The organism is Streptococcus sp. SK140, assembly GCF_000259525.1.
Lineage (GTDB): Bacteria > Bacillota > Bacilli > Lactobacillales > Streptococcaceae > Streptococcus.
In genome coordinates, this window is the sequence record NZ_AJML01000027.1 from 117746 (window position 1) to 135210 (window position 17465).

Genomic DNA, 17465 nt, shown 5'->3' on the forward strand with positions numbered 1-17465 from the left:
CTTTCTGATGACTAACGGTAGGAAGAGCGACACGAGCGAGTCAAATCGATATTATTTGACGAGAGAGTTAGTAAAGCATTTAGCTAATCGCCTGATAGCGATTAGCGTGAAAGGTTTAGATGCTTTAGTATCAAACCTTTCTAATGATTTGTATCTTGATCTTTGTAGGCAAGGCGTATAATTTTATCAATCCAAAGGGGATTAAAATGACAAAACAAGTGTTTCAAACGACTTTTGCGGGTCGTGAGTTGATCGTAGAGACTGGTCAGGTTGCTAAGCAAGCAAATGGCTCTGTTGTCGTGCGTTACGGTGAGTCAACTGTCTTGACTGCTGCCGTTATGTCTAAGAAGATGGCAACTGGGGATTTCTTCCCACTTCAAGTCAACTACGAAGAAAAAATGTATGCGGCTGGGAAGTTTCCTGGTGGCTTTATGAAACGTGAAGGACGTCCTTCAACAGATGCGACCTTGACAGCGCGTTTGATTGACCGTCCAATCCGTCCAATGTTTGCGGAAGGTTTCCGTAACGAAGTGCAAGTCATCAACACAGTTCTTTCTTACGATGAAAATGCATCTGCACCAATGGCTGCCATGTTTGGTTCATCATTGGCTTTGTCTATCTCAGACATTCCATTTGACGGACCAATCGCTGGGGTACAAGTGGGTTATGTTGATGGGGAAATCGTCATCAATCCTACTCAAGAACAAGCAGAGCAATCGCTTCTTGAATTGACAGTAGCAGGTACGAAGCACGCTATCAACATGGTAGAATCTGGTGCCAAAGAATTGTCAGAAGAAATCATGTTGGAAGCTCTTCTTAAAGGACACGAAGCCGTTAAAGAATTGATTGCCTTCCAAGAAGAAATCGTTGCGGCAGTCGGTAAAGAAAAAGCAGAAGTAGAATTGCTTCATGTGGATGCTGACTTGCAAGCTGAAATCATCGCAGCCTACAACAGTGACCTCCAAAAAGCGGTTCAAGTTGAAGAAAAATTGGCGCGTGAAGCTGCAACTCAAGCAGTGAAAGATCAAGTAACAGCAGTTTACGAAGAAAAATATGCAGACCACGAAGAATTTGACCGTATCATGCGGGATGTGGCTGAAATCTTGGAACAAATGGAACATGCAGAAGTGCGCCGTTTGATCACAGAAGACAAGGTTCGTCCTGACGGCCGTAAGGTCGATGAAATCCGTCCTTTGGATGCTCAGGTTGACTTCCTTCCTCGCGTACATGGTTCAGGTCTCTTTACTCGTGGACAAACTCAGGCTCTTTCTATCTTGACTTTGGCGCCAATGGGTGAAACGCAAATCATCGATGGTTTGGATCCAGAGTACAAGAAACGCTTTATGCACCACTATAACTTCCCACAATACTCTGTTGGTGAAACTGGCCGTTACGGTGCACCAGGTCGTCGTGAAATTGGTCACGGTGCTCTCGGTGAGCGTGCTCTTGCTCAAGTATTGCCAAGCTTGGAAGAATTCCCATACGCTATCCGTTTGGTAGCAGAAGTCTTGGAATCAAATGGTTCTTCTTCACAAGCGTCTATCTGTGCGGGTACTCTTGCCCTTATGGCAGGTGGTGTGCCAATCAAGGCACCAGTAGCAGGTATTGCCATGGGTCTGATTTCAGATGGAAACAACTACACTGTATTGACAGATATCCAAGGTTTGGAAGACCACTTTGGAGATATGGACTTCAAGGTTGCAGGTACTCGCGATGGGATTACAGCCCTTCAAATGGATATCAAGATCCAAGGGATTACTGCAGAAATCTTGACTGAAGCTCTTGCCCAAGCCAAGAAAGCTCGTTTTGAAATCCTTGACGTCATCGAAGCTACTATTCCAGAAGTTCGTCCAGAATTGGCTCCAACTGCTCCGAAAATTGATACCATCAAGATTGATGTGGACAAGATTAAGATTGTTATCGGTAAAGGTGGAGAAACGATTGATAAGATCATCGCTGAAACAGGCGTTAAGATTGATATCGACGAAGAAGGTAACGTATCTATCTACTCTAGTGACCAAGCTGCCATTAACCGCGCTAAAGAAATCATTGCTGGTTTGGTTCGTGAAGCGAAGGTGGATGAAGTTTACCATGCCAAAGTTGTGCGTATCGAAAAATTCGGTGCCTTTGTCAACCTCTTTGACAAGACAGATGCCCTCGTCCATATCTCTGAAATGGCTTGGACTCGCACTAACCGTGTCGAAGACTTGGTAGCCATTGGTGATGAAGTGGATGTTAAGATTATCAAGATTGACGAAAAAGGTCGTGTAGATGCTTCGATGAAAGCACTCTTGCCACGTCCACCGAAACCTGAACATTCAGAAGATAAAGGTGAAAAGGGTCATCGTCATGGCGATCGTCCTCGTCACCACAACAAGGATCACAAACCTAAGAAAGAAACTACAGAAACACCAAAAGACTCAGAATAAGAAAAGGAGAATTGTATGGGATGGTGGCGTGAAACCATTGATATCGTAAAAGAAAATGATCCAGCGGCTCGCACCACTTTGGAGGTTCTATTGACCTATCCTGGTGTGAAAGCCTTGGCTGCCCACCGTCTCTCTCATTTTCTCTGGAAGAATGGCTTTAAGCTCTTAGCTCGTATGCACAGCCAGTTTTGGCGTTTTTGGACTCAGATTGAGATCCACCCAGGAGCTCAGATTGAATCAGGTGTCTTTATCGACCATGGTTCAGGTCTTGTAATTGGGGAGACGGCTATCGTTGAAAAAGGAGTTCTTCTCTACCACGGGGTAACTCTTGGCGGGACAGGGAAGGATGTTGGCAAACGCCATCCGACCGTTCGTAAAGGAGCTCTCATCTCTGCTCATGCTCAAGTTATTGGACCTGTTGAAATCGGTGAAAATGCCAAGGTCGGTGCTGCAGCGGTTGTCGTAGCAGATGTTCCTAGTGATGTGACGGTTGTCGGTATTCCTGCCAAGATTGTTCGAGTACATGGACAAAAGGATGAACCCACCATTCATGAAGTTGAAGGAAAACGGGAATACTACGTCAATAAACTCGAGCAAGCGAGAGATGCTAGTCATAGATCGTCCGAGCTGTAGAGGATACCTATATGATTCAAGCAAGAAATAAGTTAAGCCATGAGGAGCTATCTGAGGCGAAAAAACTAATTAACTGTTGTCAAGCCTATGATGGAACTTATCGTGATCCCTATCTTTCTAACATGCTTAATTTTGACCCAAACATGCCCGCCTTTTTCCTTTATTATGAAAAAGGCGAACTTGTTGGTTTGTTAACTGTATATGCTGATGACCAAGATGTGGAAGTGACGATACTGGTTCATCCAAATCATCGCCGTCAGGGAATTGCGCGTGCTTTGTTTACGAGTTTTGAGAAAGAAACGGCTGCTTTTTCTATTCGTTCAGTTACTTTTCAGACAGAACGTATTTTTCTAGAGCGTCATCCTGATTTTGTCAGTAACTGGGGATTGGTCGAGGATGAAGAGACAGAAACCTGGTTAGGACGTGATCGAACTGCTTATGCATTAGATTCCCGTTCGGATGTCGATGTGCTCTTGGCAGAACCTTCTTATCTTGAAGCCATTGCCCAGCTCCACCACCAAACCTTTTCTGATGAAGTGGAAGCACCGGAAGTGAGCCACAGATACATTTCGGAGGCCTTGAAGGATCCTGATAGTCTGCTTTACATATTACTCAAAGAAGGTCAAGTGATTGGCGTTTGTACGGTCGATGTGTCTGGAAAATGCAATTACCTTTATGGACTTGCGATTGCTGAAGTCAATCGTGGGCAAGGTTACGGGAGCTATCTAGCAAAATCCCTCGTCAACCAACTGATTGAGCAAAATGATAAGGAATTTCAGATTGCAGTAGAGGACAGCAACGTAGGTGCCAAACGCTTATATGAAAAGATTGGCTTTGTCAAACAAACCCAAGTGGTTTATCTGAATGCGAAAGAGTAATAAATGCTATTAGAAGAATTTGAAAATGTACCTGCTGTTATAGAGCCAACTGATCGAAGCCTTCTTCGTGGTGGAGAAATCTGTGATACCATTATCTTGTCTTTTAATGGAGAAATCCTTGAACGAGTAAAGCAGATAGATGGTGTCTACGAAGGTGGCTATCTTACCAATCTAAATGGCAAACTGCCATGGTATATCTATGAAAAAGATGGGAGTAAGGTAGCAGTTGCTATGGCTACGATTGGTGCTCCAATGGTTGTTGGACTCTTAGAAGAACTCAAAGCAAGAGGATTTAAGAACTTTATTGTTTTAGGGTCTTGTGGAGTTCTAGACCAGTCTATTCAAGCAGATAAGATTATCCTACCAAGCTCGGCTTTACGTGATGAAGGTACTAGTTATCACTATGCTCCAGCAAGTGATGAAATAGCTTATGAGCGATCTCTACTCTTAAATATGGAAAAAGCCTTGGATAAAGCTGGTATTGAGCATATTCGAACAAAGTCTTGGACCACAGATGCCTTTTATCGTGAGACAGCTGCTAAGGTCAAACGAAGACTAGCGGCAGGAGCTAGAGTTGTAGATATGGAAGCTTCAGCTATCATGGCCTGGGCCCAATATCGACAAGCCAATGTCTATCAATTTTTCTACACAGCTGACTATGTCGACCATCACAATCATGAATGGGATGCTAGACGCGAGGATAGAAAAGCGGATGCTATGACTTTCTTTGAGATTGCCCTAGTCATTGCTCAAGAGTTAGTTTAGACTAGTCTTTACGATAAATTCGAAACAAGAAAGGAAGGGAGCCTAACGGAAAACATAGCAATAAAACTTCCGTAGTGACTCCCTTCATCTTTTTACTGTATTCTTCTTTTATGTTTAGAAAGGAGCAAGGAAATCCGATTTGTGACTAGCAATCGGACTAAAATTTAGTTGAACAGTTTAGTTATGAAAATATCTGTTTATGAATTTTAGCTTTCCTGACTATTATTTTATGATTAAAATCTATGACACCATGTCTCGTGATTTGCGAGAATTTGTCCCAATCGAGGACGGCAAGGTTAAGATGTATGTCTGTGGGCCGACAGTTTATAACTATATCCACGTGGGGAATGCTCGCTCAACAGTAGCCTTCGATACCATTCGTCGCTACTTTGAGTACCGTGGTTATGAGGTTGCCTACATTTCCAACTTTACGGATGTGGATGATAAGATTATCAACCGTGCCAAGGAAGAAGGTATCACACCTCAGGAAGTAGCGGACAAGTATATTGCTGCCTTTCGTGAGGATGTGACGGCTTTGGGGGTGAAGCCTGCGACTCGTCATCCTCGTGTAGTCGAGTTTATGGCTGACATCATCCGCTTTGTGGAAGATTTGATTGAAAAAGGCTATGCTTATGAGAGTCAAGGAGATGTCTATTTTCGTGTAGAAAAATCTCATAACTATGCTAAATTGGCCAATAAAACCCTAGAAGACTTGGAACTAGGTGCTTCAGGTCGTACAGATGAGGAAACAGCTCGTAAGGAAAATCCTGTGGACTTTGCCCTCTGGAAAGCTGCCAAACCAGGTGAGATTTCTTGGGATAGTCCATGGGGACCAGGTCGCCCAGGCTGGCACATTGAGTGTTCAGTCATGTCAACTGAGATTTTAGGAGATACCATCGATATTCACGGTGGTGGAGCAGACCTTGAGTTCCCTCACCATACAAATGAAATTGCCCAGTCAGAAGCTAAAACAGGCAAGACCTTCGCCAACTACTGGATGCACAATGGCTTTGTCAATATCGACAATGTCAAGATGTCTAAGTCTTTGGGAAACTTCATTACGGTACACGATGCTCTCAAAACTATCGACGGTCAAGTATTGCGTTTCTTCTTTGCGACTCAGCACTACCGTAAGCCTATCAATTTTACGGAAAAAGCAGTTCGTGATGCAGAGACAAATCTTAAGTATCTCAAAAATACTTACGAGCAACCATTTACTGGAACTGTATATGCTCAGGAGTTACAGGCATTTAAAGATAAGTTTGTAGCGGCTATGGATGAGGATTTCAATACAGCTAATGGAATCACAGTTGTCTTTGAAATGGCCAAATGGATCAACTCAGGCAACTATGATGCAACCGTTAAGGAAGCTCTTGCAGCCATGTTAGAAGTTTTTGGAGTGGTCTTTGTTGAGGAAGTTTTGGATGAAGAGATTGAAGCCTTGATTCAAAAACGCCAAGAAGCGCGTGCCAATCGTGACTTTGCGACAGCTGACCAAATCCGTGACCAACTAGCTGCACAAGGGATTAAGCTACTTGACACCAAGGATGGAGTGAGGTGGACACGTGATTGATGTCAATCTCATTAACGGGATTGCTCTAGCTTTTGAAGGAGATGCAGTATATTCTATGTATATTCGTCGCCATCTCATTCTCAAAGGTATGACCAAGCCCAATAAACTCCATCAAGAGGCAACCAAGTATGTATCAGCTAAGGCTCAAGCACACTTGATTTCCCTCATGCTGGAAGAAGAAATCCTAACGGAAAAAGAAGAAGAAATCTATAAACGGGGTCGCAATACCAACAGTCATACCAAGGCTAAGAATGCGGATGTGGTGACCTATCGTATGTCTACTGGTTTTGAAGCGGTCATGGGCTATCTTCATATGACTGAAAATGTGGAACGCCTAGAAGACTTGATTTCTTGGTGCATCCAAAAAGTGGAGGGCTAGAAATGATTGCAAAAGAACTACTGGATTGGTTTCCTGATGGTAAAATCTTAGATCAGCCAGTTGATAAAGAGGGTTATCTAAGTCTACCTCTGTCAAATTATCAGTGGCTTTTGCTTGAGGAAGCTAGTCTTAGTGAGCGTGAAAAACAACTGGTGGCTCTCTTAACTAAACAGGAGCAAACCATTTCCCTCAATCCCTGGTATAGTTATCTCATTGAAGGAAAAGGACAGGCACCGCAAAACTTTAAAAAATTGCAGCTTGTCTATTGTCACCTATCTTATTTTCAACAGGAGAATTTAACGTCTTGGTTAGAGATGATGGGAACCCTCTTTCCAAATTGTCAAACAGTGCTTCAGGTGGGAGCGCAGGATTACATTTTTGTTCTCCAACAGGATAAGTACACATCAGTTCGCTCTATCTTGATGGATACCTTGGAAGCCGTAGAATATGACTTTGGAGTACGTTTATCCATCATGTTAGGTCAGGTCTGGTCACAGACAGGATATCAGACTCTGTCAGATCTCATCAAAGCAGAACGTGATTTGTTCAAAAACTGGTGGCGACAAGGGCATCAAGGGTTCCATACTTTTTCTCAACTCTATCTGTGGAGTATGGGTGAAAGAATCGTGGATCTCCGAGTTGTCAAGGAATATCTGCATCAGATGATTGTGGACCAGGATCAGATTCAGGAAATCATCCTTTCACTGTGGGAAAACAGTGCAGTCCTGACTAAAACAGCACAGCAGCTCTATCTGCACCGCAATTCTCTCCAATACAAGATTGATAAGTGGGAAGAACTGACAGGACTGCAGTTGAAAGAATTGACTGATTTGACCTTGTGTTATCAGTTTATTTTACCAGATATAATCTAAAGTTTTGTGCAAGTTGCACAGAACTTTTTTATTTTTTTGGTCACCTTGCCATAGAAATGTAAAGCGTTTTCATCTATAATAAAACTATCAAATGACAAAAGGAGTTCACCGAAATGGTAGAATTAAATCTTAAAAATATTTACAAAAAATATCCAAATAGCGAACACTACTCAGTTGAAGATTTCAACTTGAACATCAAAGACAAAGAGTTCATCGTTTTCGTAGGACCTTCAGGATGTGGTAAATCAACTACACTTCGTATGATTGCAGGTCTTGAAGACATCACAGAAGGTACTGCATCTATCGATGGCGTGGTTGTCAACGACGTGGCTCCAAAAGACCGTGACATTGCCATGGTATTCCAAAACTACGCTCTTTACCCACACATGACTGTATACGATAACATGGCTTTTGGTTTGAAATTGCGTAAATACAGCAAAGAAGACATTGACAAACGTGTACAAGAAGCAGCTGAAATTCTTGGTTTGAAAGAATTCTTGGATCGTAAACCAGCTGACCTTTCAGGTGGTCAACGTCAACGTGTTGCCATGGGTCGTGCGATCGTCCGTGATGCAAAAGTATTCTTGATGGACGAACCTTTGTCAAACTTGGATGCTAAACTTCGTGTATCCATGCGTGCTGAAATTGCTAAAATCCACCGTCGTATCGGAGCTACAACTATCTACGTAACTCACGACCAAACAGAAGCGATGACACTTGCAGACCGTATCGTTATCATGTCAGCAACTAAAAACCCTGCTGGTACAGGTACTATCGGACGTGTTGAACAAATCGGTACTCCTCAAGAAGTTTACAAAAACCCAGTGAACAAATTCGTAGCAGGATTTATCGGAAGCCCAGCTATGAACTTCATCAACGTTAAATTGAATGGTGACCACATCGCTGCTGACGGATTTACTTTGAAAGTTCCAGAAGGTGCTTTGAAAGTTCTTCGTGAAAAAGGCTACGAAGGAAAAGAATTGATCTTCGGTATCCGTCCAGAAGACGTAAATGCAGAACCTGCTTTCCTTGAAACATTCCCAGAATCAGTTGTGAAAGCAACAATCTCTGTATCAGAATTGCTTGGTTCAGAATCTCACCTATACTGCCAAGTTGGTAAAGATGAATTCGTTGCAAAAGTTGACGCTCGTGACTACTTGCAAGCAGGTGCAACAGTTGAACTTGGATTTGACTTGAACAAAGCACACTTCTTCGACGTAGAAACTGAAAGAACAGTTTACTAAGATAGATTTTAAACAATGAGCACTACTAGAGTTTTTCTAGTAGTGTTTTTTTATCAAGTTTAGCAAACTCTTACATAATGGGCTTTACTAGTTTTCATATCCTCAAAAAAGTGTTAAAATGGTAGGAAGAATTGGAGAGTATGCATGCCGAAAGAAGTAATTTATTCAGGCGATGAAGTCGTCGCTTTAACGCAAAAATATTTATCGAAAGAAGATGTGGCTTTTGTACACAAGGCCTTGGTTTACGCTGTAGAATGCCATAGTGGCCAATATCGTAAATCAGGTGAGCCTTATATTATCCACCCTATTCAGGTAGCAGGTATCTTGGCTAAACTCAAGCTAGATGCTGTCACTGTTGCCTGTGGTTTTTTGCATGACGTGGTAGAAGACACAGATGCTACTTTAGATGACTTAGAACGCGAATTTGGTCACGATGTTCGAGTGATTGTAGATGGTGTTACCAAGCTTGGTAAGGTTGAGTATAAGTCTATCGAGGAGCAGCTGGCTGAGAATCATCGCAAGATGCTCATGGCTATGTCAGAAGATATCCGTGTTATCTTGGTCAAACTATCTGACCGCCTGCATAATATGCGCACCCTTAAGCACCTTCGTAAGGACAAGCAGGAACGTATTTCCAGAGAAACGATGGAAATCTATGCACCACTTGCTCACCGTCTGGGGATTTCAAGTGTGAAGTGGGAACTGGAAGATCTCTCTTTCCGTTATCTCAATCCAACTGAATTTTACAAGATTAGTCACATGATGAAGGAAAAACGTCAAGAGCGTGAAGCCTTGGTCGATGAAGTTGTGACGAAACTCGAGGAATACTCATCTGAGCGCCATCTTACAGGAAAAATCTACGGTCGTCCAAAGCATATCTACTCTATCTATCGCAAGATGCAGGACAAGAAAAAACGCTTTGAGGAGATCTATGACCTGATTGCTATTCGTTGTATCCTAGACACTCAGAGTGATGTCTATGCGATGTTGGGCTACGTTCATGAGCTTTGGAAACCGATGCCGGGACGTTTTAAAGACTATATTGCCAATCGTAAGGCCAATGGTTACCAGTCTATCCATACGACTGTTTATGGACCAAAAGGGCCGATTGAGTTCCAGATTCGTACTAAGGAGATGCACGAGGTTGCTGAGTACGGGGTTGCGGCTCACTGGGCTTACAAAAAAGGAATCAAGGGTCAGGTTAATAGCAAGGAATCTGCTATTGGAATGAACTGGATCAAGGAGATGATGGAGCTCCAAGATCAAGCAGATGATGCCAAGGAATTTGTGGATACTGTCAAGGAAAACTATCTGGCTGAGGAGATTTATGTCTTTACTCCAGATGGGGCGGTCCGTTCACTTCCAAAAGATTCAGGTCCGATTGACTTTGCTTATGAAATTCATACAAAGATTGGGGAAAAAGCGACTGGTGCCAAGGTTAATGGCCGCATGGTTCCATTGACGACCAAGTTAAAAACGGGTGACCAGGTTGAAATCATCACTAATCCAAATTCATTTGGACCAAGCCGTGACTGGCTCAATATGGTCAAGACCAGCAAGGCACGCAATAAAATTCGTCAGTTTTTTAAAAACCAAGACAAAGAATTGTCCATCAATAAAGGCCGTGAATTGCTGATTAGTCAGCTCCAAGAAAATGGCTATGTGGCCAATAAATTTATGGACAAACGCCACATGGATGAAGTCCTTCAAAAAACCAGCTACAAGACAGAGGAAGCGCTATTTGCTGCGATTGGTTTTGGAGAAATCGGAGCCATCACTGTCTTTAACCGTTTGACTGAGAAGGAACGTCGTGAAGAAGAGCGTGCCAAAGCTAAGGCAGAAGCTGAAGAACTGGTCAAGGGTGGCGAAGTCAAGGTGGAGAACAAGGACACGCTTAAGGTTAAGCATGAGGGTGGAGTAGTCATCCAAGGTGCTTCTGGGCTCTTGATCCGGATTGCCAAATGTTGTAACCCTGTTCCAGGTGATGATATCGTCGGCTATATTACAAAAGGACGTGGAGTTGCCATCCACCGTGTGGACTGTATGAACCTTCGTTCACAGGAAAACTACGAACAACGTCTACTAGATGTTGAATGGGAAGACCAATTCTCAAGTAAGGAATATATGGCTCATATTGACATCTATGGACTCAACCGTTCTGGTCTATTGAATGATATCTTGCAAGTCCTATCAAATACAACTAAGAATATCTCAACAGTTAATGCCCAACCAACCAAGGATATGAAATTTGCTAATATCCATGTTTCCTTTGGAATTTCAAATCTTTCAATGCTGACCACCGTAGTTGATAAGATTAAGAGTGTACCAGAAGTCTACTCGGTTAAACGTACCAATGGTTAAGTTGGCTTGATATCATCAGAAAGGATTGCTATGAAAATTGTCGTTCAGCGTGTCAAGAAAGCTCAAGTTTCTATTGAAGGTCAAGTATATGGGAAAATCCAGCAGGGGCTCTTACTCTTAGTAGGTGTTGGACCTGAGGATCAAAAAGAAGATTTGGATTATGCAGTCAGAAAGCTTGTCAATATGCGGATTTTCTCAGATGCTGAAGGCAAGATGAACTTATCGGTTAAGGATATTCAAGGCCAAATCCTCTCCATCTCTCAGTTTACTCTGTTTGCAGATACCAAAAAAGGCAATCGTCCAGCCTTTACAGGCGCTGCTAAACCGGATATGGCGGAAGCTTTCTATCAAGAATTTAACCAAGAACTAGCCAAGGAAGTTCCTGTTGAGACAGGAGTCTTTGGAGCAGATATGCAGGTGGAACTGGTCAATGATGGCCCAGTAACCATCATCCTTGACACCAAAAATAGATAAGAAAAACCAAGCTCGCGGGCTTGGTTTTTCTTATCTATCACAAAATATTCCAAAATGAAATGGGTTCTTGATAGGCTTGGGGGAAGTCTCTTTTCAGGCTTTGGCAGGTGCGATAGGAAGGGATGAGATATCCTAGGATGAGGAGACTTCCCTGAAGGAAAAGTGGGATACCACTTAAAAACAGCAAGGAGAGAATTATCAGGTTATCCCATAGGAGGATTTGTAAGGCAAAACGCCAGAATCTCGATCTAATCTGGGAATAGAGTTGACTAAAGTGGTCACAAAGTTGGTTGGAAAGATAGGTAAACAGCACAGGGTGAAAGAAGATGAGCCAACCATTGTAAATCAAAATCCAATCCCAAGTGAGCCCCTCTTTAAATGTCAAAAATGCCAGCATGATTCCATCGATGATGAGGAGTTGAATGGTTTTGATGGAGATGATTTTTTTCATGATAAAACCTTTTTTTCCTTAGAGACACTCCCACAAAGAGATATGTTTGTCATAAAAGTCTGGATAGTTTTCTCTTAGGTGGCTGGCCGTTATATAATAAAAAGTAGAATGACAGGAAGTAAAGACTGGAGTAAGAGAGTAAAAATGTTGAGGGCCAGTGATGGCTAAAAAGACAAATAATAGTAGGTCAGCGGAGAGAATCTCTAAGTAGTAAAGGCGAATTTTTTTGTTCATCTGAGGATAAATCTCAGAGAAATGTTTTTTGAGTCGATTGACCAAGCGAAATAGCAGTAGTCCTTGAGCAAGGATGAAAATGAAGCAAAAAATCAGGCCTCTCTCCAAAGAAAGTTCGTATCGGGGTCTGAAAGTTACCAACAGTAGCAAATCGCTGACTACGATGGCTGTAAAATGGATTCTAAAGAGATTTTTCATAAGATGACCTCCCTCTTTTATCTAGCTTCATTCTACTCCAAAAGAATGGGAGTTACAAGTAAAATGATAAAAAATTTTAGTAAGGAGATTCTATTAAGTCGGCTTGCTTTCTTTATTTGAGTTTCCTTCTATTTTTCCACTTCTTCATCATTCCAGACAAATAAAGCTCCGATTGCATTGAGGATATAAAAGATGTATTTTCCGATATTGGCAAAGTTTCCTTGAATGCCAGCCTTTGTCAGCTGAACGAAATTGTAAATCAACCAAAATCCCCACTGAGTTGTCAGTTTCAATGCATTCAAAGCATTGGCAATGAGGGAGAATGCAAAGGCAATAGTTGTTACGTAGGCAAGGAGATTCATCTTTCCTCCATAGCCGATATAGTTGGTCATAAATGCAAAGAGGAAGGCGATGATTGAAATGATGATGGCAGCTAATTTTATCTGTTTTTGGCTCATTTGGTTGGGTCTGCCTTCTTGCGAAGCTTCCCATTTCTTAATAGCAAAGGTATAAATGAGGAAGGTGACAGGATAGGTGATAATGGCCGCCTTATTTCCAAGGATATAGTCAATGGTGCCGGACAAAATCGTATTGACAATGCCAAAGTAATTTCCCCATTTGCTTAATTTTCCCGTGAAACGAGTGGACAACATGGAAATCCCAACGTTGGTTACGGAAATCAATCCAAAGGGCACAAGGGCAGTCCATGGGCCCCAGTCTACGAATTTATCGAGACGGGAGTTGAGGTAACCAGATGCGATCGCAATTCCAACGACCAGAGCAACCCCAAAGAGGTCAAACCATTTGGATGTCGCAAAAATTTTTAGTGATTTTTTCATAGGTTAAAATATCTTTCTTTTTTTTACAAACATTCTACAACAAAACGAGAGTAACATCAAATGCTAGAAATAAAACCCTGAAAATCAAGCTTTCAGGGTTGGTAGGGGACTTGAGAAATTAGTTCAGTTTTTCAACATAGAGCTGTTTGGCGATTTCTAGGCTGACTTGGAGTTCTTCATTCTTGTGAATCAGAGTGAAGGTATTAGAGAAGCCGTCAAACTGCTTGACTTGGAGTTGGTCTCCAATATGGATGCTGTGTTTTTCCAAATACTGGAGAAGTTCAAAGCTATCATGGACCCTAGTCAGTAGATAAGTTCCTGCTTCTTTGATATCAGAGAGAGGAAGGTTATTGATCTCAACTAAAAGCTCTCCCTTGGCAGGAATAGTTCCTCCATGGGGACAGGTTTTTGGAAAGCCTAACATTTTGTCTAATCTCTCGACAAAAAAGTCTGAAACCGTATGTTCTAATACCTCGGCTTCCTCATGAATTTGGTCGCTGGTATAGTCTAGATGGTGCACCAGAAAAACCTCAATCAAACGGTGTTTACGATAGAGCTCAGATACAAGTTTTAAACCAATATCAGTCAATAAGTATCCTTTTTTCTTGTCTTTTAAGATGAGATTTTCGGACTGCATGCGCTTGATCATTTCGGTTACAGCTGGAGGAGATACCTGCATTCGAGCAGCAATTTCCTTATTGGTAATCTTAGGAAGTTCCATGCCAATCTCATAAATACATTTTAAGTAATCTTCTTTATTTGGTGTCATTCGCATTTCCTTGTTTATTATCTCCATCTAGTATACCAAAAAAAGCTAGATTTCTCTAGCTTTCTGCCTTGTTATAAGTGGTCTTTCTTTTAGTCAAGCGACTTTGCTGCTTCAATCGCGGCTTCAAAGTTTGGTTCGCTGTTGATATTATCCACGTATTCGACATAGCGGATGATATTGTCAGTATCAAGAACAAAGACTGCGCGTGCAAGCAGATGCCATTCATTGATTAAGAGCGCGTAATCACGTCCAAAAGAGTGGTCGAAGTAGTCTGAGAGCATGATGGCATTTTCAATTCCCTCTGCGCCACACCAACGTTTTTGAGCAAATGGAAGGTCCATAGAAACAGTAAGGACAACAGTGTTGTCCAAGCTAGCCAATTCTTGGTTAAAGCGACGAGTCTGAAGTGAGCAGATACCAGTGTCGATAGAAGGAATGACACTCAAAATCTTTTTCTTACCATCAAAGTCAGCCAGTGATTTTTTAGAAAGGTCAGTTGTTGTTAGAGAAAAGTCAAGGGCCTTGTCTCCTACTTGTAGTTGTTTTCCTGTGAAAGTTACAGGATTTCCAAGGAATGTAGTCATAAGCTACTCCAATCTTTTTTCTTTCATTCTACATTAAATGTTCAGACTTTTCCAATAGTTTGACTGAAAATTGATTAGACAAAAACGCCAATTCAAGGAGAACGACGTTTTTAGAAATTTATTTAGACAAACCTTCAGCAATCTTTTCAAGATTGTATTTCATCATGTTGTAGTAGCTATCGCCTTCTTTGCCTTCTTCAGCGATAGAATCTGTAAAGATTTGAGCATAGATTGGGATGTTTGTGTCTTGTGAAACTGTCTTCATTGGACGGTCATCGACACTGGATTCGACAAAGAGTGATGGAACTTTTGTTTGACGAAGTTTTTCAACCAAGGTCTTGATTTGGTCAGGAGTTCCTTCTTCTTCGGTATTGATTTCCCAGATGTATGCACTTGGTACGCCGTAAGCTTTAGAGAAGTATTTGAAGCATCCTTCGCTGGTTACGATGAGTTTCTTATCAGCAGGGATAGTGTTAAATTTCTCTTTGGCTTCCTTGTCTAGGGCATCAAGTTTTTCAGTGTATTCTTTGAGATTTTTTTCGTAGAATTCCTTGTTGTCAGGGTCTTTTGCGATGAGCTGTTTGGCAATATTTTGCGCATAAATCATCCCGTTTTCAAGGTTGAGCCAAGCGTGTGGGTCTTCTTTGCCTTTTTCGTTTTGGCCTTCAAGGTAGATAACATCAACGCCTTCGCTGACTGCAAAGTAGTCTTTGTTTTCAGTTTTCTTAGCATTTTCTACCAATTTTGTAAACCAAGCATTGCCACCAGTTTCAAGGTTGATACCGTTGTAGAAAATCAAATCAGCTTGAGAAGTTTTCTTGACATCTTCAGGAAGTGGTTCGTATTCGTGTGGGTCTTGACCAACAGGAACGATACTGTGAAGATCAATCTTATCACCAGCAATATTTTTAGTAATATCAGCGATGATTGAGTTTGTGGCAACAACTTTTAGTTTTTGACCAGAAGCTGCATCTTTCTTTCCACTAGAACATGCTACAAGAGCAATGACGGAAAGAAAGAGAATCAGCAATGTACCTAATTTTTTCATTAGATCCTCCAATTTAGTGGGGTTTTGCCCCTTATTTTAACAAATGTTTATTTTTCAGTTTCAAATATCGTTGTTTTGGAGCGATAAAGAAGCTAATAAGAAAGAAACTAGCGGCTGTAAGCACGATACTAGAACCTGCCGCAACGTTAAAGCTATAGCCGATAAAGAGTCCCAAAACTGAAGCTGTAGCTCCAAAGGTTGAGGAAAGGAAAATCATACTTTTCAGGCTATTAGCATAGAGATAAGCAGTTGCTGCTGGGGTAATCAGCATGGCTACAATCAGGATAGTTCCGACACTTTGCATAGCTGTCACAGACACGAGAGTTAGGAGTACCATGAGTAAGTAGTGATAGAAATTGACAGGCATTCCCATGGCCTTAGCCAAGAGTTCATCAAAGGAAGTGATCAAGAGTTGCTTGAAGAAAATCCAGATTAACAAGAGAATGGCTGCTCCTACACCCATAGTAATAAACATATCCGTATCTTGGACTGCCAGGATATTACCAAAAAGAATATGGAAAAGGTCAGTTGAACTTTTAGCGACACTAATCAAGATGATACCGAGGGCTAAGAAAGAAGAAAAGGTAATGCCGATGGCGGTATCGCTTTTGATAATCGAGTTCCCCTTGATGTAGGTAATGATGATAGCAGCTAGTAGTCCAAAGACAATGGCTCCGATAAAGAAGTCAAGGCCCAAGATGAAGGAGAGGGCTACACCTGGCAAGACAGCATGTGAAATGGCATCTCCCATGAGTGACATCCCGCGTAGAATGATGAAACATCCTACAGCTCCAGCTACGACCCCGATAACAATAGCTGTTATCAAGGCATTTTGGAGAAAGTGGAAGTTCTGCAATCCATCTATAAATTCTGCAATCATAGGTCACCTCCATTGAAAAAGAGTCGATTACCGTAAGCTTCTTTAAGATTGGCTTCGGTAAAGGTTTCTTTGGTCGGACCAAAAGCAATCACTTCTCGATTGACAAGCAAGACTTGATCGAAGTAGTGGGGAACCTTGCTGAGGTCGTGGTGGACGATGAGAACCGTCTTCCCAGCTTTTTTCAGATCTCTCAGCGTATTCATGATGATTTCCTCACTGACTGAGTCAATCCCAACAAAGGGTTCATCCAAGAGGATATAGTCGGCTTCCTGCACCAAACATCTGGCAATCAAGACCCGCTGGAATTGACCTCCAGACAGTTGACTGATTTGCCGTTCAGCGTAGTCAGCTAGGCCGACGATTTCAAGGGCTTCTTGCACTTTCTTCCAATGTTTAGCATTTAAACTTCGAAAGAGAGGAATAGAGGGAAATAGTCCTAACGAGACGCATTCCTTGACCTTGATGGGAAAGTTGTAGTCGATATTGATTTTTTGTTCGACATAGGCGATTCGATGTAAGGATTTTTTAACTTCCTTGTCATCGAGAAATGCCTGACCTTGATGTGGGATAATTCCCAGTATCCCTTTTAATAATGTTGATTTCCCAGCACCGTTTGGACCAATGATACCGGTAATTGTTGGTCCTTGGAGCACTAGTGAAATATCCTTTAGTGCCAACGTTTCTTTGTAGGAGACACTGAGGTTTTCGATACGTATCATACAGTTATATTCCTCCTAATTTTTAATATACCTTAATTTTATTTTTAAGTCAAGTTAATTTTTGTAAAAATTTAAAATATTAATGATTAAAATAAGAGGGCAACTCGGCATTTTTAATTGCAATCCCAAGGGAAT

Annotated in this window: 18 protein-coding genes; 10 read left to right on the top strand and 8 right to left on the bottom strand. The window is 41.8% G+C overall.

Annotated elements, in window-relative coordinates:
• Nucleotides 1–206 precede the first annotated feature (206 nt).
• The 10 genes from pnp to dtd all read left to right on the top strand — a co-directional run bounded on the left by pnp (nt 207) and on the right by dtd (nt 11608).
• On the top strand, nt 207–2429 hold the full coding sequence (gene pnp, locus HMPREF1116_RS08100; protein ID WP_000166414.1) for a polyribonucleotide nucleotidyltransferase: 2223 nt from the start codon (nt 207–209) through the stop codon (nt 2427–2429).
• Between the two features lie 15 nt (nt 2430–2444).
• Nucleotides 2445–3062, top strand: coding sequence for a serine O-acetyltransferase (cysE, locus tag HMPREF1116_RS08105; RefSeq protein ID WP_000539996.1), 618 nt, complete (start codon nt 2445–2447; stop codon nt 3060–3062).
• Nucleotides 3063–3073: 11 nt separating this feature from the next.
• Nucleotides 3074–3940, top strand: a complete 867-nt coding sequence (locus HMPREF1116_RS08110; protein ID WP_000613636.1) for a GNAT family N-acetyltransferase — start codon at nt 3074–3076, stop codon at nt 3938–3940.
• 3 nt (nt 3941–3943) lie between these two features.
• On the top strand, nt 3944–4705 hold the full coding sequence (locus HMPREF1116_RS08115; protein WP_000923419.1) for a nucleoside phosphorylase: 762 nt from the start codon (nt 3944–3946) through the stop codon (nt 4703–4705).
• Between the two features lie 229 nt (nt 4706–4934).
• The gene (gene cysS, locus HMPREF1116_RS08120) at nt 4935–6278 is read left to right on the top strand and encodes a cysteine--tRNA ligase (protein ID WP_025171287.1); all 1344 of its coding nucleotides are present in this window, start codon (nt 4935–4937) and stop codon (nt 6276–6278) included.
• Complete coding sequence (locus tag HMPREF1116_RS08125; RefSeq protein ID WP_000567905.1) at nt 6271–6657, top strand: Mini-ribonuclease 3; 387 nt, start codon at nt 6271–6273, stop codon at nt 6655–6657. Before cysS ends, HMPREF1116_RS08125 begins: the two co-directional genes overlap by 8 nt.
• Nucleotides 6658–6659: 2 nt before the next feature.
• On the top strand, nt 6660–7529 hold the full coding sequence (locus tag HMPREF1116_RS08130) for a helix-turn-helix domain-containing protein (protein ID WP_000560733.1): 870 nt from the start codon (nt 6660–6662) through the stop codon (nt 7527–7529).
• 113 nt (nt 7530–7642) lie between these two features.
• The gene (locus HMPREF1116_RS08135) at nt 7643–8773 is read left to right on the top strand and encodes an ABC transporter ATP-binding protein (RefSeq protein WP_000229955.1); all 1131 of its coding nucleotides are present in this window, start codon (nt 7643–7645) and stop codon (nt 8771–8773) included.
• A 144-nt stretch (nt 8774–8917) separates the two neighbouring features.
• Complete coding sequence (locus HMPREF1116_RS08140; RefSeq protein WP_001123766.1) at nt 8918–11134, top strand: RelA/SpoT family protein; 2217 nt, start codon at nt 8918–8920, stop codon at nt 11132–11134.
• Between the two features lie 30 nt (nt 11135–11164).
• Nucleotides 11165–11608, top strand: a complete 444-nt coding sequence (gene dtd / locus HMPREF1116_RS08145; RefSeq protein WP_000707054.1) for a D-aminoacyl-tRNA deacylase — start codon at nt 11165–11167, stop codon at nt 11606–11608.
• A gap of 37 nt (nt 11609–11645) precedes the next feature.
• Here the strand turns inward: dtd and HMPREF1116_RS11900 are convergent, their stop codons facing one another.
• The 8 genes from HMPREF1116_RS11900 to HMPREF1116_RS08180 form a co-directional block, all read right to left on the bottom strand.
• Nucleotides 11646–12059, bottom strand: a complete 414-nt coding sequence (locus HMPREF1116_RS11900; RefSeq protein ID WP_000720876.1) for a hypothetical protein — start codon at nt 12057–12059, stop codon at nt 11646–11648.
• Between the two features lie 18 nt (nt 12060–12077).
• Complete coding sequence (locus HMPREF1116_RS08150) at nt 12078–12491, bottom strand: hypothetical protein (RefSeq protein ID WP_000792893.1); 414 nt, start codon at nt 12489–12491, stop codon at nt 12078–12080.
• 128 nt (nt 12492–12619) lie between these two features.
• The gene (locus HMPREF1116_RS08155) at nt 12620–13330 is read right to left on the bottom strand and encodes a nicotinamide mononucleotide transporter (RefSeq protein WP_000749115.1); all 711 of its coding nucleotides are present in this window, start codon (nt 13328–13330) and stop codon (nt 12620–12622) included.
• Nucleotides 13331–13448: 118 nt separating this feature from the next.
• Entirely contained in the window at nt 13449–14099 is a 651-nt protein-coding gene (locus tag HMPREF1116_RS08160) for a metal-dependent transcriptional regulator (RefSeq protein ID WP_000188526.1), read from the bottom strand.
• An 89-nt stretch (nt 14100–14188) separates the two neighbouring features.
• On the bottom strand, nt 14189–14683 hold the full coding sequence (gene tpx, locus HMPREF1116_RS08165; RefSeq protein WP_000206531.1) for a thiol peroxidase: 495 nt from the start codon (nt 14681–14683) through the stop codon (nt 14189–14191).
• 118 nt (nt 14684–14801) lie between these two features.
• Nucleotides 14802–15731, bottom strand: coding sequence for a metal ABC transporter substrate-binding protein (locus HMPREF1116_RS08170; RefSeq protein WP_000733053.1), 930 nt, complete (start codon nt 15729–15731; stop codon nt 14802–14804).
• A gap of 31 nt (nt 15732–15762) precedes the next feature.
• Entirely contained in the window at nt 15763–16611 is an 849-nt protein-coding gene (locus HMPREF1116_RS08175) for a metal ABC transporter permease (RefSeq protein ID WP_000559796.1), read from the bottom strand.
• Complete coding sequence (locus HMPREF1116_RS08180) at nt 16608–17330, bottom strand: metal ABC transporter ATP-binding protein (protein ID WP_000619160.1); 723 nt, start codon at nt 17328–17330, stop codon at nt 16608–16610. The genes HMPREF1116_RS08175 and HMPREF1116_RS08180 overlap by 4 nt, the downstream gene beginning before the upstream one ends.
• Between the last annotated feature and the right edge of the window lie 135 nt (nt 17331–17465).

Coding starts and splice junctions, on each gene's coding strand:
- pnp (WP_000166414.1), top strand. CDS start 207: ATGACAAAACAAGTGTTTCAAACGACTTTTGCGGGTCGTGAGTTGATC.
- cysE (WP_000539996.1), top strand. CDS start 2,445: ATGGGATGGTGGCGTGAAACCATTGATATCGTAAAAGAAAATGATCCA.
- HMPREF1116_RS08110 (WP_000613636.1), top strand. CDS start 3,074: ATGATTCAAGCAAGAAATAAGTTAAGCCATGAGGAGCTATCTGAGGCG.
- HMPREF1116_RS08115 (WP_000923419.1), top strand. CDS start 3,944: ATGCTATTAGAAGAATTTGAAAATGTACCTGCTGTTATAGAGCCAACT.
- cysS (WP_025171287.1), top strand. CDS start 4,935: ATGATTAAAATCTATGACACCATGTCTCGTGATTTGCGAGAATTTGTC.
- HMPREF1116_RS08130 (WP_000560733.1), top strand. CDS start 6,660: ATGATTGCAAAAGAACTACTGGATTGGTTTCCTGATGGTAAAATCTTA.
- HMPREF1116_RS08135 (WP_000229955.1), top strand. CDS start 7,643: ATGGTAGAATTAAATCTTAAAAATATTTACAAAAAATATCCAAATAGC.
- HMPREF1116_RS08140 (WP_001123766.1), top strand. CDS start 8,918: ATGCCGAAAGAAGTAATTTATTCAGGCGATGAAGTCGTCGCTTTAACG.
- dtd (WP_000707054.1), top strand. CDS start 11,165: ATGAAAATTGTCGTTCAGCGTGTCAAGAAAGCTCAAGTTTCTATTGAA.
- HMPREF1116_RS11900 (WP_000720876.1), bottom strand. CDS start 12,059: ATGAAAAAAATCATCTCCATCAAAACCATTCAACTCCTCATCATCGAT.
- HMPREF1116_RS08150 (WP_000792893.1), bottom strand. CDS start 12,491: ATGAAAAATCTCTTTAGAATCCATTTTACAGCCATCGTAGTCAGCGAT.
- HMPREF1116_RS08155 (WP_000749115.1), bottom strand. CDS start 13,330: ATGAAAAAATCACTAAAAATTTTTGCGACATCCAAATGGTTTGACCTC.
- HMPREF1116_RS08160 (WP_000188526.1), bottom strand. CDS start 14,099: ATGACACCAAATAAAGAAGATTACTTAAAATGTATTTATGAGATTGGC.
- tpx (WP_000206531.1), bottom strand. CDS start 14,683: ATGACTACATTCCTTGGAAATCCTGTAACTTTCACAGGAAAACAACTA.
- HMPREF1116_RS08170 (WP_000733053.1), bottom strand. CDS start 15,731: ATGAAAAAATTAGGTACATTGCTGATTCTCTTTCTTTCCGTCATTGCT.
- HMPREF1116_RS08175 (WP_000559796.1), bottom strand. CDS start 16,611: ATGATTGCAGAATTTATAGATGGATTGCAGAACTTCCACTTTCTCCAA.
- HMPREF1116_RS08180 (WP_000619160.1), bottom strand. CDS start 17,330: ATGATACGTATCGAAAACCTCAGTGTCTCCTACAAAGAAACGTTGGCA.